This is a genomic window from Cobetia sp. 3AK (assembly GCF_029846335.1).
Lineage (GTDB): Bacteria > Pseudomonadota > Gammaproteobacteria > Pseudomonadales > Halomonadaceae > Cobetia > Cobetia marina.
Map to the genome: position 1 here is coordinate 69,021 of NZ_JARWKR010000012.1, position 12,099 is coordinate 81,119.

15 protein-coding genes are annotated in these 12,099 nt (G+C 60.3%); 1 reads left to right on the forward strand and 14 read right to left on the reverse strand.

The window, feature by feature from the left end:
- Nucleotides 1-73 precede the first annotated feature (73 nt).
- Both ssb and QD228_RS15270 read right to left on the reverse strand, forming a co-directional pair.
- The gene (gene ssb, locus QD228_RS15265) at nucleotides 74-715 is read right to left on the reverse strand and encodes a single-stranded DNA-binding protein (protein WP_077373360.1); all 642 of its coding nucleotides are present in this window, start codon (nucleotides 713-715) and stop codon (nucleotides 74-76) included.
- Between the two features lie 87 nt (nucleotides 716-802).
- Complete coding sequence (locus QD228_RS15270) at nucleotides 803-2,218, reverse strand: MFS transporter (RefSeq protein WP_279876005.1); 1,416 nt, start codon at nucleotides 2,216-2,218, stop codon at nucleotides 803-805.
- A gap of 205 nt (nucleotides 2,219-2,423) precedes the next feature.
- Here QD228_RS15270 and uvrA point away from each other — a divergent pair, with 205 nt between their 5' ends.
- Nucleotides 2,424-5,354: an excinuclease ABC subunit UvrA gene (uvrA, locus tag QD228_RS15275; protein WP_279876006.1), complete on the forward strand. Its 2,931-nt coding sequence runs from the start codon at nucleotides 2,424-2,426 to the stop codon at nucleotides 5,352-5,354.
- A gap of 188 nt (nucleotides 5,355-5,542) precedes the next feature.
- Here uvrA and rplQ read toward each other — a convergent pair whose 3' ends face one another.
- The 12 genes from rplQ to rplF form a co-directional block, all read right to left on the reverse strand.
- Complete coding sequence (gene rplQ, locus QD228_RS15280; RefSeq protein WP_065392559.1) at nucleotides 5,543-5,929, reverse strand: 50S ribosomal protein L17; 387 nt, start codon at nucleotides 5,927-5,929, stop codon at nucleotides 5,543-5,545.
- Nucleotides 5,930-5,975: 46 nt separating this feature from the next.
- Nucleotides 5,976-6,974 (reverse strand): DNA-directed RNA polymerase subunit alpha, encoded by a 999-nt coding sequence (rpoA, locus tag QD228_RS15285; protein WP_065392560.1) that lies wholly within the window; start codon nucleotides 6,972-6,974, stop codon nucleotides 5,976-5,978.
- Between the two features lie 74 nt (nucleotides 6,975-7,048).
- Nucleotides 7,049-7,669, reverse strand: coding sequence for a 30S ribosomal protein S4 (rpsD, locus tag QD228_RS15290; protein WP_065392561.1), 621 nt, complete (start codon nucleotides 7,667-7,669; stop codon nucleotides 7,049-7,051).
- Between the two features lie 12 nt (nucleotides 7,670-7,681).
- Entirely contained in the window at nucleotides 7,682-8,065 is a 384-nt protein-coding gene (gene rpsK / locus QD228_RS15295) for a 30S ribosomal protein S11 (protein WP_043334827.1), read from the reverse strand.
- Between the two features lie 30 nt (nucleotides 8,066-8,095).
- On the reverse strand, nucleotides 8,096-8,452 hold the full coding sequence (gene rpsM / locus QD228_RS15300; protein ID WP_024950672.1) for a 30S ribosomal protein S13: 357 nt from the start codon (nucleotides 8,450-8,452) through the stop codon (nucleotides 8,096-8,098).
- 131 nt (nucleotides 8,453-8,583) lie between these two features.
- On the reverse strand, nucleotides 8,584-8,697 hold the full coding sequence (gene rpmJ, locus QD228_RS15305; protein WP_077373351.1) for a 50S ribosomal protein L36: 114 nt from the start codon (nucleotides 8,695-8,697) through the stop codon (nucleotides 8,584-8,586).
- A gap of 34 nt (nucleotides 8,698-8,731) precedes the next feature.
- Nucleotides 8,732-10,066, reverse strand: coding sequence for a preprotein translocase subunit SecY (secY, locus tag QD228_RS15310; RefSeq protein WP_065392562.1), 1,335 nt, complete (start codon nucleotides 10,064-10,066; stop codon nucleotides 8,732-8,734).
- Nucleotides 10,067-10,501 carry a 50S ribosomal protein L15 gene (gene rplO, locus QD228_RS15315; RefSeq protein ID WP_065392563.1) on the reverse strand — a complete coding sequence of 145 codons (435 nt, stop codon included), beginning with the start codon at nucleotides 10,499-10,501 and terminating at the stop codon, nucleotides 10,067-10,069.
- Nucleotides 10,502-10,504: 3 nt separating this feature from the next.
- Nucleotides 10,505-10,687, reverse strand: coding sequence for a 50S ribosomal protein L30 (rpmD, locus tag QD228_RS15320; RefSeq protein WP_024950669.1), 183 nt, complete (start codon nucleotides 10,685-10,687; stop codon nucleotides 10,505-10,507).
- A gap of 6 nt (nucleotides 10,688-10,693) precedes the next feature.
- On the reverse strand, nucleotides 10,694-11,194 hold the full coding sequence (gene rpsE / locus QD228_RS15325; protein ID WP_054556902.1) for a 30S ribosomal protein S5: 501 nt from the start codon (nucleotides 11,192-11,194) through the stop codon (nucleotides 10,694-10,696).
- Nucleotides 11,195-11,205: 11 nt separating this feature from the next.
- Entirely contained in the window at nucleotides 11,206-11,556 is a 351-nt protein-coding gene (gene rplR / locus QD228_RS15330) for a 50S ribosomal protein L18 (RefSeq protein ID WP_024950667.1), read from the reverse strand.
- Nucleotides 11,557-11,565: 9 nt separating this feature from the next.
- Nucleotides 11,566-12,096 carry a 50S ribosomal protein L6 gene (gene rplF / locus QD228_RS15335; RefSeq protein WP_065392564.1) on the reverse strand — a complete coding sequence of 177 codons (531 nt, stop codon included), beginning with the start codon at nucleotides 12,094-12,096 and terminating at the stop codon, nucleotides 11,566-11,568.
- Between the last annotated feature and the right edge of the window lie 3 nt (nucleotides 12,097-12,099).

Below are 12,099 nucleotides of genomic sequence, written 5' to 3' on the forward strand. Positions count from 1 at the left end.
CTTTGCCTCCAGAAACGAAAAACCCCCGCAGAGCGGGGGTTCGAGGCAATATGGATGACCATGGAGCTGATGATCAGAACGGAATCTCATCATCGAAATCGTCAAAGCTGCCAGCCGGCGGCGCGCCGAAATTGTTGTTCTGCGAGTTCTGCTGAGGAGGCTGGTGAGCGGGCTGCTGAGCCGGAGGCGGAGTGTGCGGGGCCGGCGGCTGACCACCGAAGTTGCCACCCTGCTGCGGTGCCGGCGGCTGGCCGCCGAACTGGCCACCCTGCTGCGGAGCTGCCGCGGCCTGCTGCTGACCACCATACTGACCACCTTGCTGAGGTGCCTGCTGGGGACGACCGCCGCCACTGAAGCCGCCACCGCCGCCGCCTTCACCACGGGTATCCAGCATCTGCATGTCATTGGCGACGATTTCGGTGCTGTAGCGGTCGTTGCCGTTCTGATCCTGCCACTTGCGCGTCTGCAGACGACCTTCGATATAGAGGCGTGAGCCTTTCTTGACGTATTGCTGAGCGATTTCCGCCAGCTTGTTGAACATCACCACACGGTGCCATTCGGTACGTTCCTGACGCTGACCGCTCTGACGGTCATTCCAGGTATCCGTGGTGGCGAGGTTGAGGTTGCACACCGCACTACCGGACGGAGTGAAACGGACTTCCGGATCCTGACCGAGATTACCGATCAGAATGACCTTGTTTACGCCGCGAGCCATGAAGATTACTCCTGAAAATAGACCGGTGCACATCAGGCACCGGCGAAGGTATCGAGTGCACTGACAGTGATCTGCCAGTGTCAAGGTTCAGCTGGCAGGTGCCTCGGCACCTGCCGGAGTTTCGCCATCACGCTGACGAGTGAAAGTCGCCAGCGCCTTGTCATCCAGTGTATCGCGTGTGACCTTCAGATAGGCGACCTGTTCCTCACGCACGACCAGAGCTTCTTCCACGCCGGCAATGGCCAGCAGGCGCGTCTGCAACTCGACGGCCGGAAGCCTCGCGGCTTCTGGCGACAGGCCGACCACTTCACTGCCAAGATGTCGCGGCGGCTGCATGTTCCAGACCACAGCCAGCCACAGCAGCGCCAGCAACCCCATGCCGAAGAAGACGCCACTCAGCCCGAACAGGCCCGTCAGCCAGCCGCCGCCGACACCCCCCACGAAGGCACCGAGGAACTGGCTGGTCGAATACACCCCCATCGCGGTGCCCTTGGCACCGGCCGGCGCCAGCTTGGAGATCATCGACGGCAAGGTGGCTTCCAGCAGATTGAAGGCCACGAAGAACAGCCACAGCAGGCCAAGGAAGGGCACGAGACCTGCGTGCTCGATGCCATCCACCCCCAGCAGCAACAGGCTTGTCGCGATGGTCGCCACGGCGCCCAGGAAGACCGGCTTCATGCGGCGGTACTTCTCGGCCACGATGACCAGCGGAAGCATGGCGACAAACGCCAGGCCCATCAAGGGCAGATAGACCCAGCCATGATGGGCGGGCGCGATGCCGAAGTTGACCAGCTGCTGCGGGATGGCCACGAAACAGGCCGTGAGGATCATGTGCAGCGCAAAGATCGACACATCCATGCGCAACAATGCGGAATTCGCAAGAATGCCCTTGAGCTGGCGACGATCAAGCCCCACATCTTGATGCTGACGCCTGGGTGCGGCAGGCACCAGTTTCCAGAGTACGAACACGCTCGCCACGGCCATGATGGCCGTCAGCCAGAAGACGCCCGAAAGTCCGAACGCATCCGCGGTCAGTGGTCCCGCGACCATCGCCAGCGCGAAGGCGACGCCGATCGACATGCCGATGGAGGCCATCGCCATCGTGCGCACCTCCTCTCGCGTCTGATCGGCCAGCAGCGCCATGATCGCACCTGCCACGGCACCGCTGCCCTGCAGGCAACGACCAAGGATGATCATCTCGATGCTGTCGGCATTTGCCGCGACCAACGAGCCAAGGATGAACAGCCCGAGTCCGAAGCCGATCACGGCCTTGCGCCCGAGGCGATCGGACAACCAGCCGAAGGGGATCTGCAGCAGTGCCTGGGTCAGGCCATACCCGCCCAACGCGACGCCGACCAGCGTCGGCGTCGCGCCAGCCAGATCACGGGTGTAGAGCGCCAGCACCGGCAACACCATGAACAGCCCGAGCATGCGGGTGGCATACAGGCTGGCAAGGCCGACGATGGCGCGACGTTCCGGCGCTAGCAGTCGAGAGGTCTTCATGGATGGCGGCGGGCTCCGGAGCAGGACAGTCAAGAAAGGGAGGCCGACCACGCGGGTCGCCAGAGAGTAGACTCCATGGGTGCTGATCACCGATGGACTGCACATTCTAAGGCTCGCCTGTCGGCTTTGAAAGCATGCAGCCTTTGCCGGGCGTTTCGCCCGCGCCTTATAATCGTTGCTTTTATCGACGCAGCCCGAGGTGGCAATGGACAGGATTCAGGTCAGGGGTGCGCGCACCCACAACCTCAAGAACATCGATGTCGAACTGCCGCGTGACAAGCTGATCGTGGTGACCGGGCTCTCCGGTTCCGGCAAGTCGTCACTTGCCTTTGACACACTCTATGCCGAGGGACAGCGGCGCTACGTCGAATCACTGTCCACCTATGCTCGCCAGTTTCTGTCGATGATGGAAAAACCGGATATCGACCACATCGAGGGTCTGTCACCGGCGATTTCCATCGAGCAGAAATCGACATCGCACAACCCCCGCTCCACCGTCGGTACCATTACCGAGATCTACGACTACCTGCGCCTTCTGTACGCTCGCGCCGGGACGCCGCGCTGCCCGGACCACGACATCGACCTGGAAGCCCAGACCATCTCGCAGATGGTCGATCAGGCGCTGGCCCTGCCCGAGGGCAGCAAGCTGATGCTGCTGGCACCGGTAGTCAGCGGGCGCAAGGGCGAGCACCTGCAACTGCTTTCCGAGCTGCGCGCCCAGGGCTTCGTCCGCGCGCGTATCGATGGCCTCATCGTCGAGCTGGATGACCTCAAGCCGCTGGAGAAGAACAAGAAGCATGATATCGACGTCGTCGTCGATCGCTTCAAGGTGCGCGAGGACCTCAAGCAGCGTCTGGCCGAGTCCTTCGAGACCGCACTGAACCTGGCCGATGGCAGCGCACGGCTGCACTTCATGGACGGCGAACAGGAAGACCTGGTGTTCTCCTCGCGCTTCGCCTGCCCGGTGTGTGGCTATTCCCTGGCCGAGCTGGAGCCACGCCTGTTCTCCTTCAACAACCCGGCTGGCGCCTGCCCGACCTGTGACGGCCTCGGCGTGAAGCAATACTTCGACCCGGAGAAGCTGATCAGCCATCCGGAGCTGTCGCTGGCCGAAGGCGTCATCAAGGGCTGGGACCGTCGCAGCGTCTATTACTTCAGCCAGCTGCAGGCCGTCGCCGAGCACTATGGTTTCGCTCTGGAAGCCGCCTGGGAATCACTCAGTGATGAAGCGCGTGATGCCGTGCTCAATGGCAGCGGACGTGAGGACATCGCGTTCAGCTACGTCAATGACCGCGGCCGCAAGGTGACGCGCGAACATCCCTTCGAGGGCGTACTGCCCAACATGGAGCGGCGCTACCGTGAGACCGAATCCAACATGGTGCGCGAGGATCTCGCCCGCTATCTGGCCGTTCAACCCTGCCCGAGCTGCGATGGCTCGCGTCTGCGCCGCGAGGCACGCAATGTCTACGTCGACAATCGCACCCTGGCCGAGGTCGTGCGCCAGCCGATCGGCGAAGCGTGGGAAGAGTTCGGCAAGCTGAGCCTGCCGGGGCGCAAGGGCGAGATCGCTGCCAAGATCGTCAACGAGATCCAGGCGCGCCTCGAGTTCCTCGTCAATGTCGGCCTCGACTATCTGACGCTGGAGCGCAGCGCCGATACCCTTTCCGGGGGTGAGGCACAGCGCATCCGTCTTGCCAGCCAGATCGGCGCCGGCCTGGTCGGCGTGATGTACATCCTCGATGAGCCCTCCATCGGCCTGCACCAGCGTGACAATGATCGCCTGCTCAAGACACTGATTCACCTGCGTGATCTGGGCAACACCGTGATCGTGGTCGAGCATGATGAAGATGCCATCCGCGCCGCGGACCACGTACTCGATATCGGCCCCGGGGCTGGCGTGCACGGCGGCGAGATCGTCGCCCAGGGCACCCCGGCGCAGATCGAGGCGACGCCCGGCTCATTGACCGGACAGTACCTGAGTGGCGAGCGTGAGATCGCCGTGCCGCCGTATCGCCTGCCCGCCAATCCCGAAAAGGTGCTGCGCCTGACAGGTGCCACCGGCAACAACCTGCAGAACGTGACGCTGACGCTGCCGACAGGCCTGCTGACCTGCATCACCGGCGTCTCCGGCTCAGGCAAGTCGACACTGATCAACGCCACGCTGATGCCGCTGGCCGCACGTGAGCTCAATCGTGCGACCACGCTGACCCCGGCGCCCTACGGCAAGATCGAGGGGCTGGATCTGTTCGACAAGATGGTGGACATCGATCAGAGCCCCATCGGGCGTACACCTCGCTCCAACCCCGCCACCTATACCGGGATCTTCACGCCGATCCGCGAGCTGTTCTCCGGGACCCAGGAAGCGCGCGCGCGCGGCTACAAGCCGGGCCGCTTCAGCTTCAACGTCAAGGGTGGGCGCTGCGAAGCCTGTCAGGGCGATGGCCTGATCAAGGTCGAGATGCACTTCCTGCCTGACATGTACGTGCCCTGCGATGTCTGCAAGGGCAAGCGCTACAATCGTGAGACGCTCGAGGTCCAGTACAAGGGCAAGAACATCCATGAAGTGCTGGAGATGACCATCGAGGAGGCACTGGAGTTCTTCTCACCGGTGCCCGCCATCGCGCGTCGGCTGCAGACACTGATGGATGTCGGCCTGTCCTATGTCCGCCTCGGCCAGAGCGCGACCACGCTCTCCGGCGGGGAAGCCCAACGCGTCAAGCTGGCGCGCGAGCTGGCCAAGCGCGATACCGGCAAGACGCTCTACATCCTCGATGAACCGACCACCGGCCTGCACTTCGAGGATATCCGACAACTGCTGGTGGTCCTGCACCGCCTGCGCGATCACGGCAACACCGTCGTCGTCATCGAGCACAACCTGGATGTGATCAAGACCGCTGACTGGCTGATCGATCTGGGTCCGGAAGGCGGCTCAGGCGGGGGGCAGATCATCGCCGAGGGGACACCGGAGCAACTGGCAACGCAGGAGGTCTCGCATACCGGTCGCTTCCTGGCACCACTGCTGAAACGCCAGCGAGCCTCCACCGCCAAGACAGGCGCTCAAGACACGTCAGCGGACAGCAAGCCGTCCAATGGCGGAAAACCCGGCAGCAAGAAGAAGGCAGAAACCAGCAACTGACCTTCGTCAGATGCCCAGCGACACCCCTGACTCCTCTCGTACCGTTTCCTTGCGGGACGTGACGAGTCAGGGCTTGCCCATGGCGCCTGGCCGCATGGGCTGCCCAACCGACAGGCCTGTCTATCAGGCATAAAAAAAGGCCAACCCCGAAGGGTTGGCCTTTTCTTGTGGACGAAGCAAGCCGAAGCTTACTCTTCGCCCGCTGCCTCGGAGGCAGCCGGACGATCGACCAGCTCGACGAATGCCATCGGGGCATTGTCACCGGCACGATAGCCACACTTCAGGATGCGCAGGTAACCGCCCGGACGGGTGGTGTAGCGCGGGCCGAGCTCATTGAAGAGCTTGCCGACCGCTTCCTTGGAACCGGTACGAGAGAACGCCAAACGACGGTTCGCAACGGAATCCTGCTTGGCCAGGGTGATCAGCGGCTCGATATGACGACGCAGTTCCTTGGCTTTCGGCAGGGTAGTCTTGATGACTTCGTGCTCTACCAGAGAGATGCACATGTTCTTGAACATGGCTTCACGGTGAGAGCTGGTACGGTTCAGGTGACGACCACTCTTACGATGACGCATGGTTGTGATTCCTTACCAGTCTGGGGCTTGAGCCGACCGGGCTTCCTTAAGCGGAAGCCTTGTCGTCCTTCAGGCTTGCGGGCGGCCAGTTTTCCAACCGCATGCCGAGGGACAGACCACGCGCGGACAGCACGTCCTTGATTTCATTCAAGGACTTCTTGCCGAGATTCGGGGTCTTCAGCAGCTCAACTTCGGTGCGCTGAATGAGATCACCGATGTAATAGATATTCTCGGCCTTGAGACAGTTCGCACTGCGAACAGTCAGCTCAAGATCGTCTACGGGACGGAGAAGGATCGGATCGATTTGATCTTCCTCTTCTTCGACTTCCTGTTCCTTGTCTGCTTCCAGATCAACGAAGGCGGCCAGCTGCTCCTGCAAGATGGTTGCGGAGCGGCGGATCGCTTCTTCCGGATCCAGCGTGCCGTCGGTTTCCAGGTCAATCACCAGCTTGTCAAGGTTGGTGCGCTGTTCAACACGCGCCGCCTCGACAGCATAGGAGACCCGGCGAACCGGCGTGAAGGTCGCATCCAGCTGGAGACGGCCAATGGCACGTGATTCGTCATCTGCAGAGAGACGCGCGTCAGCCGGTTCGTAGCCGCGGCCACGAGCGATCTTGAGTTGCATCTTCAGCTCGCCACCATCATTCAGGTGAGCGATGACGTGATCCGGATTCACGATTTCGAGATCATGGTCACCGGCGATGTCGCCAGCAGTCACGATGCCCGGGCCCTTCTTGTTCAGCGCCAGCACAGCTTCGTCGCGACCATGCATCTTGATGGCCACGTCCTTGAGGTTCAGCAGGATTTCGATGACATCCTCCTGTACCCCTTCAATGGCGCTGTACTCGTGCAGAACGCCTTCGATCTCAGCTTCCACGACGGCACAGCCGGGCATGGAAGACAGCAGGATGCGACGCAGAGCATTCCCCAGGGTGTGGCCGAAACCACGCTCGAAGGGCTCGAGGACGATCCGCGCATGATGGGCGCTGACTTCCTCGACCTTGATATCGCGAGGACGGAGAAACTCTGTCACTGAGCGCTGCATAAGAACACCTTTAAGGCTGCCAAACGGATAATCTGGGTACTCCAGCCGGGCCGACGAATCAGCCCGGCATCACATTACTTGGAGTACAGCTCGACGATCAGGTTTTCGTTGATATCGGCAGACAGGTCGCCACGCTCGGGGACAGCCTTGAAAGTGCCTTCCATCTTCTTGGAGTCGACGTCGACCCAGGAGACATCACCGCGGTTGGCAGCGAGTGCCAGAGACTGCTGGATGCGAGCCTGGTTCTTGGCCTTCTCACGAACGGTAACCACATCACCGGCCTTCACATTGAAGGAAGCGACGTTGACGGTACGGCCGTTCACGGCGATCGCCTTGTGGCTGACCAGCTGACGTGCCTCGGAACGCGTGGAGCCGAAGCCCATGCGGTAGACGACGTTGTCGAGGCGAGCCTCGAGGAGCTGGAGCAGAACCTCACCAGTCGCGCCTTTCACGCGAGCGGCTTCTTTGTAGTAATTGCGGAATTGCTTTTCCAGAACGCCGTACATGCGACGAACCTTCTGCTTTTCACGCAACTGCAGGCCGTAGTCTGAAAGACGTTGACGGCGCTGGCCATGAACACCCGGGGGTTGTTCGGATTTGCACTTCTTCTCGAACGGAGTCACGCCACTCTTCAGGAAGAGGTCGGTGCCTTCACGACGAGACAGTTTGCACTTCGGTCCAATATAACGAGCCATGAGTCTGTCTCCTTAAACGCGGCGTTTCTTCGGCGGACGGCACCCATTATGCGGGATGGGGGTCACGTCGGTGATGCTTTGCACGCGGAAGCCTGCGGCATTGAGAGCACGCACGGCGGACTCACGACCCGGACCCGGGCCCTTGACCAGCACGTCGACGTTCTTCACACCATATTCGGCTGCAGCGGTCGCTGCACGTTCACTTGCGACTTGCGCAGCGAACGGGGTGCTCTTGCGAGAACCACGAAAACCCGAACCACCGGCAGTTGCCCAGGAGAGAGCATTGCCCTGGCGGTCTGTGATCGTCACGATAGTGTTGTTAAAAGAGGCATGGATATGCGCGATGGCATCCACTACCTGCTTTTTAACCTTCTTGCGCTTACTCGGGTTAGCCATTAGATGTTTCCTGTCTAAACGCCAGTTCGTTTACTTGCGAATCGGTTTACGCGGACCTTTGCGTGTACGTGCGTTGGTCTTGGTGCGCTGACCGCGCAACGGAAGACCACGACGATGGCGCAGGCCACGATAGCAACCGAGGTCCATGAGACGCTTGATGTTCAGCGTGATCTCACGACGCAGGTCGCCTTCGACGGTGTACTTACCCACCTCGGCACGAACCAGGTCCAGTTGTTCAACAGACAGATCAGCGATCTTGACGCTCGGTTCTAAACCGAGAGCGGCGCAGATCTGCTGTGCACGCGTACGGCCAATCCCGAAGATATAAGTCAGCGAGATCGCCGCGTGCTTGTTGTCCGGGATATTGACGCCAGCAATACGGGCCATCAGTTTTCTCCGAAAGGTTAGCGGCGGATTTTACATCCACAAAGGGCGCAATAGCATACCCCTTGATCCCATTGGGAACAAGGGGGTATGCCAGCACCCGAGCTTGTATTCAGCTAAGCGGGGTCGAGGGATTAACCCTGACGCTGCTTGTGGCGCGGCTCAGTGCAGATGACCCGCACTGCGCCACGACGCCGAATGATCTTGCAGTTACGGCAAATTTTCTTGACGGAAGCTCGAACTTTCATCGTTCTCTCCAGTTTGCTAACAGGGGCTGCGCAATCAGCGCATCATGCCACCGCTGCCATAGCCTTTGAGGTTGGCCTTCTTCATCACCGACGCATACTGATTTGACATCAGATGCGACTGCACCTGGGCCATGAAGTCCATGACCACCACAACCACGATGAGCAGAGAGGTACCGCCGAAATAGAACGGAACCTGCCAGGCGACAACGAGGAATTGCGGCATCAGGGAGACGAGGGTGATGTAGAGGGCGCCGAACAGCGTCAGGCGAGTCATCACCTTATCGATGTAACGGGCCGTCTGTTCGCCTGGGCGAATCCCCGGCAGGAAAGCTCCTGACTTCTTGAGGTTGTCAGCAACATCCTTGGGATTGAAGACCAGCGCCGTGTAGAAGAAGCAGAAGAATACTACAGCGGCAGCGAAAAGCAAGATGTACAGTGGCTGGCCCGGCCCGAGAGCCTGAGAAGCCGTCTGCAACCATTGCATGCTTTCACTCTGGCCAAACCATTGGCCCATCGATGCAGGGAACAGCAGGATGCTTGACGCGAAGATCGGCGGGATGACCCCGGCCATGTTGACCTTCATCGGCAAGTAGCTGCTCTGACCGGCATACATCTTGTTGCCCACCTGACGGCGCGGATAGTTCACCGTGATGCGGCGTTGACCGCGTTCGATGAACACCACAAAGGCAACGGTAACGACTGCGAGCAGCGTCAGCGCCAGCAGCGGAAGCACATTCCAGGCACCATCATTGCGCGCCAGTTCGAAAGACTGGCCGATGGCACTCGGCAGCCCGGCGACAATACCAGCAAAGATGATCAGTGAGATCCCGTTGCCGATACCCTTCTCGGTGATCTGCTCTCCCAGCCACATCAGGAACACTGCACCAGCCACGAACGTACTCACGGCGGTGAAGTAGAAGCTGAAGTCAGCGGAATAGGCGACACCGTTTCCGACCAGTCCGACTGCCATGCCGATCGATTGGACCAGGGCCAGTACGACCGTGCCGTAGCGCGTGTACTGGCTGATCTTGCGACGACCGGCCTCACCTTCCTTCTTCAACTGCTCTAGCTGAGGCGAGACCACCGTCAGGAGCTGCATGATGATCGACGCGGATATGTAGGGCATGATGCCCAACGCGAAGATACTCATTCGCTCCAGTGCACCACCGGAGAACATGTTGAACATGCTCAGGATGGTGCCCTGGTTTTCCCTGAACAAGGCAGCAAGCTGGTCAGGATTGATACCGGGAACGGGGATGTGTGCACCGATTCGGTACACCACGATGGCGATGAACACGAAGCGCAAACGCGCCCAGAGTTCGCTCAACCCACTTCCCTGCATCGCCGGTACGTTTCCTGACTTAGCCATTTAGTCCTCTACCTTGCCACCGGCAGCTTCGATCGCAGCACGGGCACCCTTGGTGACCTTGATGCCGCGGACCGTGACTGCCTTGTCCAGTTCGCCGGAGAGCATGACCTTCGCGAACTTCGTGGAATCACGAAGCACGTTGGCCTTCTTCAGCGTTTCGAGGTCGACGATATCACCGTCTACCAGTGCCAGCTCGCTCAGGCGCACTTCTTCGGAAACCAGAGATTTCGCGGAAGTGAAACCAAACTTCGGCAGGCGACGCTGCATAGGCATCTGACCGCCTTCGAAGCCCGGCTTGACGCTGCCACCGGAACGGGACTTCTGGCCCTTGTGGCCACGACCGCCGGTCTTACCAAGACCGGAGCCGATACCACGACCGACACGCTTTGCAGCGTGCTTGGAGCCCGGGGCCGGACTCAGGGTATTCAATTTCATGGATTACTCTCCCTCAACACGGACAAGGTAATGAACCTTGTTGATCATGCCGCGTACCGCGGGGGTGTCTTCCAGCTCGACAGTGTGACCGATGCGACGCAGCCCAAGGCCTTTCATGGTGGCCTTGTGCTTTTCGAGGACGCCGATGGTGCTGCGGATCTGGGTTACCGTGATCTTAGCTGCCATGGTGCCTTACCCCGCAATCTTGTCGACAGACAGGCCACGCTTGGCGGCGATGTCTTCCGGAGATTTCATGGCAGCGAGACCGTTGATGGTCGCGCGCACCACGTTGACCGGATTGGTGGAACCGTAGCACTTGGCCAGGACGTCATGGACGCCTGCCAGTTCGAGCACGGAACGCATCGCACCGCCGGCAATGATGCCGGTACCTTCGGATGCTGGCTGCATGTAGATCTTGGATGCGCCGTGACGAGCCTTCACCGGGTACTGCAGGGTGTGGCCCTTCAGGTCAACCTTGATCATGTTGCGACGAGCTTGGTCCATTGCCTTCTGGATCGCGACCGGCACTTCACGCGCCTTGCCACGACCGAAGCCAACACGACCATTGCCGTCACCAACGACAGTCAGAGCGGTGAAACCGAAGATACGGCCGCCCTTGACTACCTTGGCGACGCGGTTGATCTGCACGAGCTTCTCTTGCAGGTCACCGCCCTTCTGTTCGATATTCGCCATCGTAAAACCCTTTAGAATTCCAGGCCGCCTTCACGTGCGGCATCGGCCAGGGCCTTCACGCGACCGTGGTACTTGTACCCGGAGCGATCGAAAGCCACTTGCTTGATACCCGCTTCCTTCGCGCGCTCGGCAATCAGAGCACCCACCTTGGCGGCGGAGTCCGAGTTACCGGTAGAACCTTCGCGCAGGCTCTTGTCGAGCGTGGATGCGGTGGCCAGGACCTGGCCGCCATCCGGCGAGATGATCTGCGCGTAGATGTGACGCGGGGTGCGGTTCACGCACAGGCGAAACACGCCCAGCTCGCGGATTTTCGCACGAGCGCGGCGGGCACGACGGAGACGAGATTCTTTCTTCGCGTTCATAACCCTGCCTTACTTCTTCTTGGCTTCTTTACGACGGACGACTTCGTCGCTGTACCGAATACCTTTGCCCTTGTAGGGCTCCGGCGGACGGAACGCGCGAATCTCTGCGGCGACCTGACCCAAAGCCTGCTTGTCAGCAGATTTCAGGACGATCTGAGTGTTCTTCGGCGTTTCAGCCGTAACACTTGCCGGCAGTTCATAGTCGACCGGGTGTGAGAAGCCCAGTGTCAGGTTGATTGTCTGGCCTTTGGCCTGGGCACGATAACCCACACCATTGATTTCCAGAGACTTGGTGAAGCCTTCGGAAACACCAGACACCATGTTGTTGACCAGAGCACGTGTGGTACCAACCATTGCCCAGTTCTTGGCAGTCTCAGCCGGGGCGAAGGTCATCTGACCTTCTTCCAGGTTGATGACCACGTCCTGGTGGACGGTCAGTTCCAGCTGGCCATTGCTGCCCTTCACGGTCAGCTTGTCGCCATCGAGTTTTGCCTCGACGCCGTTCGGCAATTTAACCGGATACTTGGCTACGCGGGACATTCC